Raw genomic sequence first — 17,225 nt, 5'->3', positions numbered from 1 at the left:
ATTATAAGCGACCACGCGACGCAAAGCACCCGCTTTCTGGCGGACGCCATCTCCCGTGCGGTGGCACGTTTTTTTCACGGCAGAGGAAAACAAGAAACTTGAATACTGGTATTATATACAGTATTCAAACGTCAGTACGCATCTGCATCAAACTTTGTCAGGGCACGTTCGCCCGGCGGCGCAATCCGCCCATGGACGCCTCAGGCATGCAGAGCAAAACCCGGCTATAGTTACAGGTTGACCCGTTGTGGCTCCTCATCTGCACCCAGGCACAATGCGCCGGCCGCACCACTCACTGAAAGCAAGGCAATCACATGGAACAGATCCGCATTCGCGGCGCTCGCACGCATAACCTCAAGAATATCAATCTCGATTTGCCGCGCAATAAGCTGATCGTGATTACCGGCTTGTCCGGCTCCGGCAAGTCGTCGCTGGCCTTCGACACCTTGTATGCGGAAGGCCAGCGCCGCTATGTCGAGTCGCTGTCGGCGTATGCGCGCCAGTTCCTGCAATTGATGGAAAAGCCCGATGTCGACCTGATCGAGGGGCTATCCCCCGCCATCTCCATCGAACAGAAGGCAACGTCGCACAACCCGCGCTCGACGGTGGGTACCGTGACGGAAATCCACGATTATCTGCGCCTGCTGTATGCGCGCGTGGGCACGCCCTACTGCCCCGACCATCCGGAAAACGCACTGGCCGCCCAGTCCGTATCGCAAATGGTCGATGCCGTGCTGGCCATGCCGGAAGACACCAAGCTGATGATACTGGCGCCCGTCGTCGCCAACCGCAAGGGCGAACACGTGGACCTGTTCGAGCAGATGCAGGCGCAGGGCTTCGTGCGCTTCCGCGTGCAGAGCGGCACGCATGCGGCCAAGATCTATGAAGTCGATGACCTCCCGAAATTAAAGAAAACGGAAAAACACACGATCGACGTCGTCATCGACCGGGTCAAGGTGAACCAGGAGATCAAGCAGCGCCTGGCGGAAAGTTTCGAAACAGCCCTGCGCCTGGCCGATGGCCGCGCCATTGCCTACGAAATGGATACCGCTCAGGAACACGTGTACTCGAACAAGTTCGCCTGCAATGTGTGTGGCTATTCCCTGCAGGAACTGGAACCGCGTCTGTTCTCGTTCAACAACCCTATGGGCGCCTGCCCCGAGTGTGACGGCCTGGGACACATTGAATTCTTTGACCCGAAACGCATCGTCGCGTTCCCGAACCTGTCGCTCGCTTCGGGCGCCGTCAAGGGCTGGGACCGCCGCAACCAGTTTTACTTCCAGATGCTGTCGAACCTGGCCGCGTATTACGAGTTCGACCTGGACATGCCGTTCGAGCAGCTGGACTTGAATTCACAGCAAGCCGTGCTGTACGGTTCCGGCAAGCAAGTGATTCCGTTTAGCTATGTCAACGAACGGGGCCGCACCGTCATCAAGGAACACACGTTCGAAGGCGTGGTCAACAATCTGCAGCGCCGCTACCGTGAGACGGATTCGATGGCCGTCAAGGAAGAATTGGCCAAGTTTATCAATGAAAAATGCTGCCCGTCCTGCGATGGGGCGCGCCTGCGCGTGGAAGCGCGTTTCGTCAAGGTCGGCACCGGCAAGCAGCAGCGCGCCATCTATGAAGTGGCGGGAAAACCGCTGCGCGAGACCCTGGAATTCTTTGAAAAACTGAAACTGACGGGCGCCAAGAAAGAGATCGCCGACCGCGTGGTCAAGGAAATTATTTCGCGCCTCAAATTCCTCAACAACGTGGGCCTCGATTACCTGTCCCTGGACCGCAGCGCCGATACGCTGTCCGGCGGCGAAGCACAACGCATCCGCCTCGCGTCGCAAATCGGCTCCGGTTTGACGGGTGTCATGTATGTGCTCGATGAGCCGTCGATCGGCTTGCACCAGCGCGATAATGACCGCCTGATCGAAACCTTGAAACACTTGCGCGACATCGGCAACAGCGTGCTGGTGGTCGAGCATGACGAAGACGCCATCCGCACGGCCGACTACATCGTCGACATGGGCATCGGCGCGGGCGTGCACGGCGGCGAGATCATCGCCGAAGGCACCCTGCAAGACATCCTGAAAAACAAGAAATCGCTGACGGCGCAGTACCTGAACGGCAAGCTGAAGATCGCCGTGCCCGCCAAGCGCCATGCGAGCAACCCGGAAAAGCAGCTGGTGATTACTGGCGCGACGGGCAACAACCTGAAAAAGGTCTCGCTGAGCTTGCCGGTGGGCTTGATGACGTGCGTCACGGGCGTGTCCGGCTCGGGCAAATCGTCGCTGGTCAACGATACCCTGTATCCGGCCCTGTCGCGCCATCTGTACGGTTCGCAGACGGAACCGGCGCCGCACGAATCGATCAGCGGCCTGGAACATTTCGACAAGGTCATTTCCGTCGACCAGGCACCGATCGGCCGCACGCCGCGCTCGAATCCCGCCACGTACACCGGCTTGTTTACGCCGATCCGCGATTTGTTCTCCACCGTGCCGACGGCCAAGGAACGCGGCTACAGCGCGGGCCGCTTCTCGTTCAACGTGAAGGGCGGACGCTGCGAAGCGTGCCAGGGCGATGGCGTGATCAAGGTTGAAATGCACTTCCTGCCCGACGTCTACGTGCCGTGCGACGTCTGCCACGGCAAGCGCTACAACCGCGAAACGCTGGAAGTGCAATACAAGGGCAAGAACATCACGGAAGTGCTGGGCATGACGGTGGAAGAGGCGCATGCATTCTTCAAACCGGTCCCCTTGATTGCGCGCAAGCTGCAAACCCTGCTCGACGTGGGCCTCGGCTACATCAAGCTGGGCCAGAGCGCCACCACCCTGTCGGGCGGCGAGGCGCAGCGCGTGAAACTGTCGCTGGAGCTGTCCAAGCGCGACACGGGCCGCACTCTGTACATCCTCGATGAACCGACGACGGGCTTGCACTTCCACGACATCGACTTGCTGCTGAAAGTCATCCACCGCCTGCGCGACCAGGGCAACACGCTCGTCATCATCGAGCACAACCTGGACGTCATCAAGACGGCCGACTGGATCGTCGACCTGGGTCCCGAAGGCGGCGCCGGCGGCGGGCAGATCATCGCCAGCGGCACGCCGGAAGACGTGGCCGTCAATCCTGCCAGCGTGACAGGCAAGTACCTGGGACCGCTGCTCAAGCAGTAACAACAGCAGCGCAATAAAAAACGGCGCGGATTGCTCATGCAATCCGCGCCGTTTTTTATTCCCGAGTCTACGGCAATGCCGGCAGGGTCACGTTTTTGTCCTTGGCGACTTCCGCAACTTTCATTTCCATATAGCTCCAGACCTTTTCCAGCGCATCATAAAAGACAACGGCCTCATCAAGTACACGGGGAGCAAGCAAACACATGCCGCGCGTCTTCTGCGCTGGGTGGTCGCTCATGGTGGCATCCCAGGACTGTACCGTCAGCACTTGAATCTTCCATCGCTCGGTCGCCTTCTTCCGGCCAGCCTCCACAGCCTTCCCGCTCTCATCCGCCCAGATATTCGTAAAGAACGTCACGGAGTCGTCGTCCGACCACACGCCGCGTTGTTTCAAGGCAGCCACCATGCCGTCCAGCTTTTTTTGATGTCCGGCCTGCTGCTGCCTGAGGCGCTCGACATTGTTCTTCATGCCTGCAGCAAATGTGTCGTCATATCGCTTGGCATAGTCCGCACTTTCACAATCCTGGCGGTGGTCGGCATGAGCGCCGCTGCCGAGCAGGCAGGCGGCCACGGTGCTAATAATGATGAGCGTGTTTTTCATTTTTTGGGCAGGCATGACATCAATAATTTCCATAGAACAATTATTATACCGGCAATAAAAAACGGCGCGGATTGCTCATGCAATCCGCGCCGTTTCTCTTTGATAGCACCCCAGTCATTGCCGGCGTGTCATTTATCGCACGCCAGTCTTTGCCGGCGTGTTTCTCCCCCACTACTAAACGTTTACTCAGCCAGCCGCTTTTCCAGCGCAGCCTTGTGATCTGCCAATTCTTGCGGCAGATGATACGCGAGTTTTTCAAACAATTCCGTATGCAATTTCAATTCTTCCACCCACGCGGCCTTGTCGATCGAGGTGATGGTGTCGAATTGTTGTTGCGTGAATGGCAAGCCATCCCAGTTCAGGTCGCCATACTGCGGTGTCGTGCCGAACAGGTTTTCCACGCCGCCCGCCTTGCTTTCGATGCGCTCCAGCATCCATTTCAGCACGCGCATGTTGTCGCCGAAGCCAGGCCAGACGAACTTGCCTGCCTCGTCCGTACGGAACCAGTTGACGCAGTAGATCTTCGGCAGGGCCGCCGGGTTGACTTTGCCCACCTTGACGCCCATGTCCAGCCAGTGCTGGAAGTAATCGCTCATGTTATAGCCGATAAACGGCAACATGGCAAACGGATCGCGGCGCACGACGCCCATCTGGCCCACGGCGGCAGCCGTCGTTTCCGAACCCATGGTGGCGGCCATGTACACGCCTTCGACCCAGTTGCGCGCTTCGGTGACGAGCGGCACGGTGGTCGAGCGGCGGCCGCCGAAGATGAAGGCCGAGATCGGCACGCCGGCCGGATCGTCCCAGGCCGAGTCGATCACGGGGTTTTGCGTTGCCGCAACCGTGAAGCGCGCATTCGGATGCGCCGCCTTGGTGCCGGACGCCGGCGTCCAGTCCTTGCCCTGCCAGTCGATCAGGTGGCTTGGCGCTTCCTTGCTCAAGCCTTCCCACCACACGTCGCCGTCGTCCGTCAGCGCCACGTTGGTGAAAATCGTGTTGTCGCGCATGGACGCCATGCAGTTGTAATTGGTTTTTTCGTTGGTGCCCGGCGCCACGCCGAAGTAGCCGGCTTCCGGGTTGATCGCATACAAACGGCCATCGGCGCCCGGCTTGATCCAGGCGATATCGTCGCCGATGGTAGTTACTTTCCAGCCGTTAAAACTTGCCGGCGGGATCAGCATGGCGAAGTTGGTCTTGCCGCAAGCCGACGGGAACGCTGCCGCGACGTAATGCTTCTTGCCTTCCGGCGACTCCACGCCAAGGATCAGCATGTGTTCGGCCAGCCAGCCCGGGTTGTTGTCCGATGCTTGCGCTTCCTGGTAGCCCATGTTCGAGGCGATGCGCAGGGCGAAACATTTCTTGCCCAGCAAGGCGTTGCCGCCGTAGCCGGAACCGAAGGACCAGATTTCGCGCGTTTCCGGGAAATGCACGATGTACTTGGTGCTGTTGCACGGCCATTTCACGTCTTGCTGGCCGGCCGCCAGCGGCGCGCCCACGCTGTGCACGCAAGGCACGAATTCGCCATCGGTGCCCAGCACGTCGTACACGGCACGGCCCATGCGGGTCATGATCTTCATGTTGACGGCGACATACGGCGAATCGGACAGTTCCACGCCGATATGGGCGATCGGCGAACCCAGCGGGCCCATCGAGAATGGCACGACGTACATGGTGCGGCCGCGCATGCAGCCGTCGAACAGGCCGTTCAGGGTGTGGCGCATTTCGCCAGGCTCGGTCCAGTTATTCGTCGGGCCGGCCGCTTCTTTCGTTGCCGAGCAGATATACGTGCGGTCTTCGACGCGGGCCACGTCGCTCGGATCGGAGCAGGCCAGGTAGGAATTCGGGCGCTTGTCGGCATTCAGTTTTTTCATGGTGCCGCTGGCAACCATCTCGGCGCACAGGCGCTCGTACTCTTCTTGCGAACCATCGCACCAGTAGATGCGGTCTGGCTTGGTCAGCGCGGCAATGTCGGCCACCCAGTTGATCAGTTTCTGTTGTTTAATATAAGCTGGGACGTTGAGTGCGGCGACGCCACCCATGACGGGCTGATTCATATTACCTCCAATACCAATAAAAGAAATTCTGGTCGTTCCGGCAAGACAGGCAGCATCGTTGAGAGGTGGCTGCGGCTCACTGCGGGCGGTGTGTTCACGCGGGCAGGGCTCTGGTGTCGTGTCCGCCGCGGCGTTCGCGCCAGCGGCATTTACCTGGATCATGCTCCCGGGCTGCAGGAACAGTTTGCGCTATCACTATAATCACGAAGCTTCAAAAGTGCCGGCGATTGTACACCCGCGTAACGGCTATTCTCGCAAAAATGTAGGAGAATAGCTTGACTAATGTAGTAGGCTATTCAGCATTTCCCGTATCCTGTTATTTCCCTACCAAATCCTTACTAAAATCGGCCATCCACCATGAAAATTGCCATACTCGATGATTACCAGGATGCCGTGCGCGGCCTCGATTGTTTCAAATTGCTCGACGGCCACGAGGTCAAAGTGTTCAGCAATACGGCGCGGGGCCTGGGCCAGCTGGCGATCCGCCTGGCGCCGTTCGACGCGCTGGTGCTGATCCGCGAACGCAGCAGTTTCAACCGTGCCTTGCTGTCGAAACTGCCGAACCTGAAACTGATTTCGCAAACGGGCAAGGTCAGCGGACACATCGATGTGGCGGCCGCCACCGAGCTGGGCATCGCCATCGCGGAAGGCATCGGCTCGCCCACGGCGCCGGCCGAACTGACGTGGGCGCTGATCATGGCGGCGCAGCGCAAGATCGTGCCGTACGCGCAACATTTGCAGGAGGGGCTGTGGCAGACGTCGTCGCTGGAGCCAAAGCACAACACGCTCGGTACGGTATTGAAAGGGCGCACCCTGGCGATCTGGGGCTACGGCAAGATCGGCCAATTGATCGCCGGCTATGGCCGCGCCTTCGGCATGACCATCCTCGTGTGGGGCAGCGAAGCGAGCCGCGCAGCGGCCGTGGCGGCCGGTGATACGGCGGCGGTCTCGCGCGAGGCGTTCTTCGAGCAGGCCGACGTGCTGAGCTTGCATCTGCGCCTGTCCGACAAGACACGCGGCCTGGTCACAAGCGAGGATCTGGCGCGCATGAAGCCGACGTCCCTGTTCGTCAACACCAGCCGCGCCGAACTGGTGGCCGATGGCGCACTGGAAGCGGCGCTGCCACAGGGGCATCCGGGCGCCGCCGCGCTCGACGTGTTTACGGACGAGCCGCTACCGCCAGGCTCGCCGCTACTGCTGCTGCCGAACGTGCTGGCCACGCCACACCTGGGCTACGTCGAGCGTGACAGCTATGAGCTGTATTTCCGCTACGCCTTGCAAAACATCGTCGATTTTACGCAGCATCAATGCACGCGCCTGCTCAATCCCGAAGCATTGCAGCATGCGCGCCAAGCCCCTCAAGAGCGCTGAAAGCCCTTGATCAGGTCGGGCTCGCCCGTGATGCGGATGGCGGGCGCGGACAGCACGTGCCGGCCGCGCCACAGGCCGGTCCAGCCGGGCGGCCAGGCGATGTCAGGTCCACTGTACGGCGCCACGCCGGCGCGCACGGCGACCACCGGCACGGGCGGCATGTCTTGCAAGGGCTCGCCTGGCGCGCGCTGCATGTCCAGGCTGTACATATAATCGGGTAATAAAGCGTCGCAGACGCGGCCGAACCAGTCGCTATGGTCGTCGTCGCGCCCCAGCGCCTGTGCCAGGCCTTGCGGATCGAAACGGGCCAGGGCATCGATCAACTCGCCAGTGGAAGCGCCGGGAGAGTCTCCCCAGCCCATCACGGGATTGACGTTGTAATCGGCGCCCGAGCCATACCAGCCTTCGCGCCAGGGACGCTGCATCCAGTCGCGCGGCCCCGTAAACAAATGCCAGCGCCAGTGCAGCCCGGATGGCTTGGGCCAGGAATACAGATACAGTTTTTGATAGCCGGCCTGGTGCAGTGCGCGCACCATGGCCATCAGGCGCGCATGCGGCATGCGGTCGGGCGGCGCGCGGCGAAAGAGGATCGCTTCGCCATCGGCAAACTGCACGTCGTCGGTCGACAGGTTCAGGTCCAGGGTCCGCGCTTCGCTGCCGAAACGGGCGGCGATCCAGCCCGTCAGCAAATTGACGGACGTGATCACCCCGTAACCGCGGTGGCGGTGAAAAATGACGGTGCCGGGAGCGAGCGCTTTCATACGGAGTCGGGGGTGGCTGGCAAACAAAGAAACCAGTGTACTCACAGATGGCCAAATTTTCCAGATGCGGCGCATGCGCAGGCGGCAAGCACGCCGTCCCATCCGCAGCGTCATTCACGCAAGGGCGGCAATCCACGATATCATGCGCGTCATTCTCCACTGACATCGTGACCACATCATGACATTGCGCATACTCGCCACCGGCGGCACTTTCGACAAGCACTACAACGAATTGAACGGTACCCTGGGCTTTTCCGACAGTCATTTGCCGGCAGCGATTGCCCGCGCGCGCATGACGGCGCCCGTGGCGCTGGAGCAATTGCCACTGCTGGACTCGCTCGATATGCAGGATGCGGACCGCCAGCGCGTGCTCGCCTCGTGCCGCGCGGCACAGGAAAAAGCCATCGTCATCATCCACGGCACCGACACCATGCGCGAAACGGCGCAAGTGCTGGGCGCGGCGAACCTGCACCAAACGGTCATTTTGACGGGCGCCATGATTCCCTACGAAATCGACAACTCCGATGCCCTGTTCAACCTGGGCTTTGCGTGCGGCGTGGCGCAAACCTTGCCAGCCGGCGTCTACGTGGCCATGAATGGCCAGATATTTGCATGGGACAATGTGCAAAAGAACCGCGCCGCCGGGGTGTTCCAGCCCTTGTAAGCGATGGCACAGGACAGGGGGCAACAAGCAGACCAGCAAACGGCCTGACCGACACTCTGTCACAATTCGACCCGCCCGCTTTCAGCGGGCTTTTTTTACATTTTTTTATGCTGCATAAATTCTGCAATACAACATTTTTCATCTAATTATTGCTGGTAAAACATCGAATTGCCAATACAATAATTTTATGTTGCAAAAAAACGCCATTGATCATTTTTAAAAACGCAGATATTTATAAATATAAAATCTATATTTAACATTTAAATCAAATATTCTTCAGTATCTCGAATTTATTGCCAAATCCGACACGGTTGAGGTGCATTTTTTCTTGCTGAGACGACATAATGTTTGCCTCGACAAGTCAAAAGTGCATTTATAACAATATTGCGCTAAGTAGTCTTCCACCTCCCACCGACGTGGTTCCGCCTACCGTACACGAGCACCGCTGGGCATCTACCCGATGACCAGAACGGTGCTCGTGTACTGCTTGTCGTTATTAAAACTACTACGGAGTAATTGTTACAATGGCATTTAAAGAAAAGATTGGCGTACGCAGCGTACGCCTGGCCCTGACCGTCCTGGCAGGCAGCGTTTTGTTCTCCGGCCAATCCATGGCGGACGAAGCAATTCAAAAAGTTGAAATTACCGGTTCGAGCATCAAGCGTATCGCTGTCGAAGGCGCCTTGCCTGTACAGCGCCTGTCGCAAGAAGCGATCGCCAAATCGGGCGCCACTTCGGTTGCCGACCTGATTCAGGCCCTGCCGGCGATGCAAGGCTTCACCATCGGCGCCGTCGCCGCCGGTTCCGACTCGGGCGGCAATACCAGTGCTTCGCTGCACGGTATCGGCGAAACCTACACCCTGGTGCTGTTGAACGGCCGCCGCATCGCGCCACAAGGTTCCGGCACCACGGTCAACCTGAACGCCATTCCGATGAGCGCCGTTGAACGCGTCGAAATCCTGACCGACGGCGCTTCGGCCCTGTACGGCTCGGACGCCATCGCCGGCGTACTGAACTTCATCCTGAAGAAAAATCAGCAAGGCGCCACCCTGGAAGCCACCTACGGCGGTCCGGAAGACAAGGGCGGCAACGCCTGGAACACCAGCGTCACCTACGGTTTCGGCGACCTGGACGAAGACCGTTTCAACGTGCTGTTGTCGTACCGCCATGACGAGCAATCGAAACTGCGCGCCACCGACCGCACGTTCGCCGCTACCTCGTATGTGCCATTCAGCCGCAACGGCAATAACTACATCTGGGACCGCACCAGCACATCGGCTTCGCCAGCAGGCGCCACGGTTGCCTACAAGAGCGGTGCGCCATCGACCGCGTTTTCGCCTTACCTGGCTAAAAATGGCAATTGCCCTGAAGGTTTCGACGTCACCACCGCCAATGCACGCGCTTGCGGCTTCGACACGGGTTCCACCGTGGAAATCGTACCGCAATCGAAACGCGACAGCCTGTTCTCCAAAGCGACGTACAAGCTGAACGACAACCTGAATGCATTCGCCGAACTGGCCTACTCGCGCTACGACCTGACGGCGCGTATCGCCGCCAATCCGATCCCGATCGCAATCGCCAAGGACAGCGCGCTGTACAACACCTATGTGTCGCCCTACCTGACGCCAGCGCAACGTGCCGACGTCAAATCCGTGACGGCCAACTACCGCAGCACCGACTTCGGCCTGCGTGCCAGCAACACCATCACCGAAACCAAACACATGGTCGTCGGTGTGGAAGGCGAACTGGGCGCGTGGAACTTCGAAAGCGGCCTGACCTGGTCGCAAAACTCGATCGACGAGCGCTACACGGGCGGTTACCAGAAGAGCCAGGAATTCAAGAATATCCTGGCCAATCCGGACTTCAATCCTTTTGCTGCGACACAAAAGCCATCCGTACAAGCACAGGTCGCTGGCGCGCAATTCGTCGGCTCCGTGCGCACCGCATCGACCACGATGCGCGGCATCGACACGCACGGCTCGCGTGAATTGTTCAGCCTGCCAGGCGGCAAGGCCAGCCTCGGTATCGGTGGCGACTACCGCACCTATACGTATGAGCAATCGCCAGGCGCCACCGGCGACGACATCTACAGCTTCAACACCAAGCCAGCCTACGACATGAGCCGCGACACCTACGGCGCCTTCGTCGAGTTGCTGGCACCGCTGACCAAGTCGTTCGAAATGACCGTCGGCGGCCGTTACGATGCTGTCAAGGCGATCGATGACAAGCTGAACAACAAAACTGTCGGCAAAAAAGACAGCGCCAATACCTACAAGGTATCGGCACGCTGGCAGCCGGTACAGACCGTGCTGATCCGCGGTTCCTACGGCACGGGCTTCAAGGCGCCAAGCATGCTGGACATCGCTCAGCCACTGGTCAACGCCGGCTTTACCGCCAAGAAATTTGACTGCCCATACCCAGGTAACGCACTGTGCCGCGCGGAAGCAACGCAATACAACGCGGTATCGCAAGGCAACCCGGATCTGCAATCGGAAAAATCGAAGCAGTTCACCCTGGGCTTCCGTGTCGAGCCTAGCTCGGCATTCTCGTTCGGCGCCGACCTGTGGGATGTGAAATTGCGCAATGCCGTGTCGGAAGTATCCGAAGAGCAAGCATTTGCCGATCCGGTCAAGTATGCATCGAGCTTCGGTGAATACATCGAACCATCGACCGGCATCGCTTACTACGCGTTCAAGAAACTGTCGGTCAACATCGGCAAGAAGGAATACCGTGGTATCGACTGGGATCTGTCCGCCAACCACAAGTTTTCTTTCGGCAAGCTGACCGCCCAATTGAGCGGTACGCACATGTTGCACGCCAACTACACCAAAGCCGGTAGCGACAATGTGTTCACCAGCAACATGAACTTCTTCGGCGACACCAACGAAGTCACGTTCCGCAACCTGATGAAGCTGACGACGACCCTGGACACGGGCCGCCTGAGCAACACGGTCACGGTCAACTACCGTAACGGCTACACCGATGCTCCCGCTACCGTGTACAACCTGGCGACCCAAAAAGAAGAGAAAAACTTCCGCCTGCAAGTACCGTCGTACACGACGTTCGACTGGCAAGCACGTTTCGCCTTTGACAAGCAAACCACGATCCGCGCAGGCATCAAAAACCTGTTCGACCGTGCACCGCCGCTGTCGCTGCGCGCTTCGTCGGGCCACCAGATCGGTTTCGACCCCCGCTACGCCGATCCGATGATGCGTTCGTTCTACGTCACCGGCAACTACAAGTTCTAATTTGACGTGTTGAATTAGCTTGTCTGAAAGGCGCCTTGCACTTCACCGTGCAAGGCGCTTTTTTTATGCGCCGGCAAATTGCACAGGCGAAAAAAAAGGAGCCGCAGCTCCTTTTCGTACCAGCATGACGGCTGTTACGCCGTCGCTTCGCCGCCCAATGCTTCGACCACGTCGGCCATCAGCTTGGAGAGCTCGCCCGTCATCAGCATCACGTCGCCGTCGAAACGCTCTTCGTCGTTCTTCGTGCTCGATTCCGTTTCCTTGATCACGTCGAGCGGCTTGACGCTCTTGATGGCCAAGGACTCCGTCAGCACGAACGAGATCTTGTCGTTCCACGTCATGGCCAGGCGCGTGCACTGCTTGCCGGCCGCGATGTGGCGGCGCACATCGTCCGCTTCCAGGGTGTGGCGCACGTAGCGCACGGTGGCCTTGCTCTCGCCCGTGGCGCGCAATTCCGTATCCATGTCGACCGTGAAGCCGGCCGGCGCGTCGTCGGCCTGCAGCCACTCCGTCATCACCGCCACGGGCGAGCGCTGCACGCGCAGGCTTTCCAGCGGCAGTTTATCCACGGCTTTCAGCAGCAGCTTGATGACTTCATCGGCTTTCGCCGGGCTGGCGGCATCGACCACCAGCCAGCCATTGACGGGGTCGATCCACGTCCAGACGTTGCTGCGGATGCTGAAGGCGCGCGGCAGCAGCTCGTCGGCCACGCGTTCCTTCAATTCCTTCATGGCCTTTTTACCAGGCGCAAAGCCTTGCGCTTCTTCCATCTCGGCGGCACGGGCCTTGGCCACCTGGTTGATGACGGTGGCCGGCAGCAGTTTCTTTTCCGTGCCCAGCAAGATCAGCATTTGCTTGTTGACCACGTGGACCAGGCCGCCGTTCGGGCGTGGCGTATCCCAGCCCTGGCGCATCAGATCCATGCTGGTCGCCGGCGTAAATTTGTTCGAGGACAAGGCCTCTTCCAGTTGTTCTGGCGTGTAAGCCCACGGTGCGGGCAGGCGGTAAATCTGAAGATTCTTGAACCACATAGTTTTTGTCTTCCGTTTGTTTCAGTAGTGCCAGGGGAACGCCATTCTACACTTTCGACACGGGAATGCCGTCAAAAACGCGGACTGGCGCGGGTTGTTGATGTATGGGGAATGCCGCTACAGGGCGGGAAACAGCTCCGCCTGGGCTGGCGCCTGCCGCGTCATGACGGCCGGATCGGACAAGGTCGAGATGCGCACGCCCAGCAGGCGGATTTTCTTGTCAAATGGCACGCGCCGCAAGCAATCGCGGCTGGCGCGCAGGATGGCGGCGGCGTCCGCCGTGGCACTGGGCAGGGTGATATCGCGCGTGACCGTGCTGAAATCCTCGAAGCGCAGCTTGATGCCCACCGTGCGCCCCGCCAGCGACTGCTTGTCGAGGTCGCCCGCCACGCGCGTGCACAGGCTTTCCAGCTTTTCCGACAGGGTGGCGCGGTCGCGCACCACCTGCAAGTCGCGCTCGAACGTCGTTTCACGACTGACGGACTTGGTTTCCCGGCTCGTCTGCACGGGCCGCTCGTCGATGCCCAGCGCCGCCTGGCGCAGCCAGCCCGTGTACAGGTCGCCGAACTGCGTGCGCAGCATGGCCATGTCGGCCCGCGCCAGCTCGCCGATGGTAATAATGCCCAGCGCTTCCAGCTTGGCCGTGGCTTTCGGGCCGATGCCATTGATCTTTTTCGCCGGCAAGGGCCAGACCCGCGTTTCCACATCCTCGGGCGACAAAATGGTCAGCCCGTCGGGCTTTTCCAGATCGGAACAGATTTTTGCCAACAATTTGTTCGGCGCCAGGCCGATCGAGCACGACAGGCCCGTCGCCTCGAACACGGCCGCCTTCAGGCGCGCCGCCATGGCCGGCGCCTGCTCGCCATGTTCCGTCAGGTCGACATAGATTTCATCGATGCCCACGTTCTGGATGATGGGGCACAGCTGTGCCACGGCCTGCTTGAAGCGGGCCGAATACTCGCGGTAAGCCTCGAAATCGGCCGGCAGCAGGATGCTGTCGGGCGCCAGTTTCGCCGCCTTCATGATGCCCATGGCGGAAAACACGCCAAACTTGCGCGCCGCATAGGTCGAGGTGGTGACGACGCCCCGCCCCACGTAGTCGCGCATGCGCGCGAATTGCCGCGTGCCGTCTTCCTGCAACAGGGGCTGCTGCAGCCGGCCGCCGCCGATGACGACGGCTTCGCCGCGCAATTCCGGATATTTCAACAGTTCCACGGAGGCAAAGAAGGCATCCATGTCCAGATGGGCTATCCAGCGGCGCGGTTCAGGCAATGTAGGGGCAGATGTGGTCAAGGACACCTCGCGGCGGGATACTGTAGTTATATACAGTATCGCTGGAAATGCCCATGGATGCAAGTTGAAACGCACGCGCTCCGCAGTTGCTTTTCTCAATAGCAAGATTACAATCCTGACACGACTATAAAAGGAGTTGCCTTGTCTACAGCACATCAAGCTTTGCGCCGCCTGGCCGTCTGCTCATCCATCCTGCTGTCCACGCTGGCGCCATCCGCGCTGGCCGCCGATGCCGCCGCCACCGCACCCATCGCCGCCAAGACGGCCTGGCAGGAAACGCGCCACGGCACCGTGGTTACGGACGACTACCGCTGGCTGCAAAAGAAGACCGATCCTGCCGTGATCGACTACCTGAATGCGGAAAACGCCTACACGGCGGCCGTCACGGCGCCGATCCAGCCGCTGGCCGACAAGGTGTATGCGGAGGTCAAGGGCCGCATGCAGGAAGTGGACCTGTCCGTGCCTGCGCGCCAGGGCAACTTTTACTATTACACGCGCGTGGAAGCGGGCAAGCAATATCCAATCCATTGCCGCCGCCCCGTCGGCGCCAGCGGCGCCTACGATGCGCAGGCGTTTGAAGAAATCCTGCTGGACCAGAATCAATTGGCCGAAGGCCACAAATTTTTTGCCGTACGCGCGTTTGCCATCAGCCCGAACGAACAATTGCTGGCCTACACCACCGACACGACGGGTTTCCGCCAGTACGAATTGCATGTCAAGGATTTGAAGACAGGCAAGTTGCTCACAGACAGCATGCCGCGCGTGACGTCCCTGGCCTGGGCGGCGGACAATGCCACCTTGATGCTGGCGCAGGAAGACGCCACCACCAAGCGCTCGGACCGCGTGTTCCGTCTGGCCTTGGGCGGCACGCCGCAACAGGTCTACCACGAGCCGGTGGAACAGTTCGCCATCCACGTGGACCGTACGCATGACAAGCAATTCTTCGTGCTCACCTCGGGCAGCACGGATACGACCGAAGTGCTGCTGCTGCCAACGAGCAAGCCGGAAGGCAGTTTCCAGAGCGTGCTGAAACGCGAAAAAGGCCACCGCTACGTCGTCGAGCACCGCGACGGCCAGCTGTATATTCTGACCAACAAGGATGCGAAGAATTTCCGCGTCGTCAGCGCGCCGGTCACCGCCCCTCAGCCGAAGAATTGGAAACCCGTCGTGCCGCACAACAAGGATGCCGTGATCCAGTCCATCGACGTATTCCAGGGCTACCTGGTGGTGATGGAAAAGGCCCGCGCCCTGAACCGCGCGCGCATCCTTGATTTTGCGCAAAAGAACTGGAAAACCGTGCAGTTCGACGACCCCGTCTACCTGGCCACGGCGGCCGGCACGCCGGAGTTTTCCGCCACACAATTTCGCATGTCTTACCAGTCGCCCGTTACGCCGCCCACCGTCATCGACGTCAGCATGAAGGATGGCAAGCGCACGGTACTGAAACAGCAGGAAATCGTCGGCGGCTTTGACGGCAGCCGCTACACCACGCAGCGCCTGTGGGTGAAGGCGCGCGACGGCGTGCAAGTGCCGCTATGGATCGTCTACAAGAAGGGCGTCAAGCTCGACGGTTCCGCGCCGCTGCTGCTGTACTCGTATGGCTCGTATGGCATCTCGACGGAAGCCACTTTTTCCATCAGCCGCATCAGCCTGCTGGAACGCGGTGTCATCTATGCGCAAGCGCATATCCGTGGCGGCACCGACATGGGCGAAGCCTGGCATGAAGACGGCATGCTGATGAAGAAGAAAAACACCTTCCATGACTTCATCGACAGCGCCGACTACCTGGTCCGCGAAAAATGGACCAGCCCGAACCGCCTGATCATCCAGGGCGGCAGCGCCGGCGGCCTGCTGATGGGCGCCGTCGTCAACATGCGCCCCGAGCTGTTCCACGCCGTGCACGCGGCCGTACCATTTGTCGACGTGATGAACACCATGATGGACGCCAGCCTGCCCCTGACGACGGGAGAGTACCTGGAATGGGGCGACCCGAACCAGAAGGCGGCCTACGACTACATGCTCAGCTACTCGCCCTACGACAACATCGCGCACAAGAATTACCCGGCCATGCTGGTGACGACGGGCCTGAACGACAGCCAGGTCATGTACTGGGAACCGGCAAAATACGTGGCCAAGCTGCGCGCGTACAAGACGGACGGCAATCCATTGCTGCTGAAAACGAATATGGGCGCCGGCCACGGCGGTGCGTCAGGCCGCTACAACGCCATCGCCGAAAACGCCTTCAACATGGCGTGGATGCTGTCGCAGTGGGGAATTGACAGCTAAACGGTAAAAAGTTGGAAAAAGCGCTTGCAGAAGGATTTGAGCCATCCTATAATAGCGCCTCTTCCAGACGTGGTGACAAACGTCGGGATGGTTTTCTGAGACAAGCAACGGGTGCTTAGCTCAGTTGGTAGAGCGGCGCCCTTACAAGGCGTAGGTCGGGAGTTCGAGCCTCTCAGCACCCACCAAATCAGAAAACTGTCCAGTGCTTCATGGATCAGCAACACAGATCATACGAGCTTGGAGTGGTAGTTCAGTTGGTTAGAATACCGGCCTGTCACGTCGGGGGTCGCGGGTTCGAGTCCCGTCCGCTCCGCCAATAAAAGAAAAGCCCTTTGGTTCCTGGAACCGAAGGGCTTTTCCCATTTCAGCAGCAGAAATCACGCCAGCACTCCCTTCCTTGAACATTTTTGCGCTTTTCAGCAAAAAAACTGCCATTCGCCCTCAAGAATAGTTGCACAAGCACGAAAGCGCCCCCTATAATAGTGCCTCTTCCAGACGTGGTGACAAACGTCGGGATAGTTTTCTGGGTATGCGGGTGCTTAGCTCAGTTGGTAGAGCGGCGCCCTTACAAGGCGTAGGTCGGGAGTTCGAGCCTCTCAGCACCCACCACCAATACAGAAAATTATCCAGTGCTTCATGGATCAGCAACACAGATCATACGAGCTTGGAGTGGTAGTTCAGTTGGTTAGAATACCGGCCTGTCACGTCGGGGGTCGCGGGTTCGAGTCCCGTCCGCTCCGCCAATAAAAGAA

General features: G+C 59.5%; 10 protein-coding genes and 4 tRNA genes. 9 read left to right on the top strand and 5 right to left on the bottom strand.

What is annotated here, in order from left to right; genetic code table 11:
• Window positions 1–314: 314 nt before the first annotated feature.
• Window positions 315–3,164 carry an excinuclease ABC subunit UvrA gene (uvrA, locus tag CSQ95_RS24165; protein ID WP_070312201.1) on the top strand — a complete coding sequence of 950 codons (2,850 nt, stop codon included), beginning with the start codon at window positions 315–317 and terminating at the stop codon, window positions 3,162–3,164.
• A gap of 67 nt (window positions 3,165–3,231) precedes the next feature.
• Here uvrA and CSQ95_RS24160 read toward each other — a convergent pair whose 3' ends face one another.
• Together CSQ95_RS24160 and CSQ95_RS24155 are read right to left on the bottom strand one after the other, a co-directional pair.
• Entirely contained in the window at window positions 3,232–3,798 is a 567-nt protein-coding gene (locus CSQ95_RS24160; RefSeq protein ID WP_139143772.1) for a hypothetical protein, read from the bottom strand.
• Window positions 3,799–3,947: 149 nt separating this feature from the next.
• On the bottom strand, window positions 3,948–5,819 hold the full coding sequence (locus CSQ95_RS24155; RefSeq protein WP_070312203.1) for a phosphoenolpyruvate carboxykinase (GTP): 1,872 nt from the start codon (window positions 5,817–5,819) through the stop codon (window positions 3,948–3,950).
• A 357-nt stretch (window positions 5,820–6,176) separates the two neighbouring features.
• Between CSQ95_RS24155 and CSQ95_RS24150 the strand changes: the two genes are divergently transcribed.
• A complete protein-coding gene (locus CSQ95_RS24150; RefSeq protein WP_070224807.1) occupies window positions 6,177–7,190 on the top strand; it encodes a D-2-hydroxyacid dehydrogenase family protein in 1,014 nt (337 codons plus the stop codon).
• On the opposite strand, the gene CSQ95_RS24145 is transcribed toward CSQ95_RS24150, so the two are convergent.
• Window positions 7,178–7,951, bottom strand: coding sequence for an L-asparaginase (locus CSQ95_RS24145; protein ID WP_070224808.1), 774 nt, complete (start codon window positions 7,949–7,951; stop codon window positions 7,178–7,180). The genes CSQ95_RS24150 and CSQ95_RS24145 overlap by 13 nt on opposite strands.
• Window positions 7,952–8,129: 178 nt before the next feature.
• On the opposite strand from CSQ95_RS24145, the gene CSQ95_RS24140 reads away from it, so the two are divergent.
• On the top strand, window positions 8,130–8,615 hold the full coding sequence (locus CSQ95_RS24140) for an asparaginase domain-containing protein (RefSeq protein WP_070224809.1): 486 nt from the start codon (window positions 8,130–8,132) through the stop codon (window positions 8,613–8,615).
• Window positions 8,616–9,139: 524 nt separating this feature from the next.
• Complete coding sequence (locus tag CSQ95_RS24135; protein ID WP_070224810.1) at window positions 9,140–11,863, top strand: TonB-dependent receptor; 2,724 nt, start codon at window positions 9,140–9,142, stop codon at window positions 11,861–11,863.
• A 134-nt stretch (window positions 11,864–11,997) separates the two neighbouring features.
• Here CSQ95_RS24135 and CSQ95_RS24130 read toward each other — a convergent pair whose 3' ends face one another.
• Both CSQ95_RS24130 and dinB read right to left on the bottom strand, forming a co-directional pair.
• On the bottom strand, window positions 11,998–12,894 hold the full coding sequence (locus CSQ95_RS24130; protein ID WP_034754435.1) for a recombination-associated protein RdgC: 897 nt from the start codon (window positions 12,892–12,894) through the stop codon (window positions 11,998–12,000).
• 117 nt (window positions 12,895–13,011) lie between these two features.
• Complete coding sequence (gene dinB, locus CSQ95_RS24125) at window positions 13,012–14,166, bottom strand: DNA polymerase IV (protein ID WP_099411332.1); 1,155 nt, start codon at window positions 14,164–14,166, stop codon at window positions 13,012–13,014.
• Window positions 14,167–14,328: 162 nt separating this feature from the next.
• Between dinB and CSQ95_RS24120 the strand changes: the two genes are divergently transcribed.
• The 5 genes from CSQ95_RS24120 (at window position 14,329) to CSQ95_RS24100 (ending at window position 17,216) form a co-directional block, all read left to right on the top strand.
• Complete coding sequence (locus CSQ95_RS24120) at window positions 14,329–16,473, top strand: S9 family peptidase (RefSeq protein WP_099411331.1); 2,145 nt, start codon at window positions 14,329–14,331, stop codon at window positions 16,471–16,473.
• A 109-nt stretch (window positions 16,474–16,582) separates the two neighbouring features.
• A tRNA-Val gene (locus CSQ95_RS24115) sits at window positions 16,583–16,658 on the top strand.
• Between the two features lie 54 nt (window positions 16,659–16,712).
• A tRNA-Asp gene (locus tag CSQ95_RS24110) sits at window positions 16,713–16,789 on the top strand.
• Between the two features lie 217 nt (window positions 16,790–17,006).
• A tRNA-Val gene (locus CSQ95_RS24105) sits at window positions 17,007–17,082 on the top strand.
• Window positions 17,083–17,139: 57 nt separating this feature from the next.
• Window positions 17,140–17,216 (top strand) — tRNA-Asp (locus CSQ95_RS24100).
• Window positions 17,217–17,225: the final 9 nt, after the last annotated feature.

It is taken from the genome of Janthinobacterium sp. BJB304 (assembly GCF_002735765.1).
GTDB lineage: Bacteria > Pseudomonadota > Gammaproteobacteria > Burkholderiales > Burkholderiaceae_D > Janthinobacterium.
This window is presented reverse-complemented; position numbering and strand designations above follow the sequence as displayed.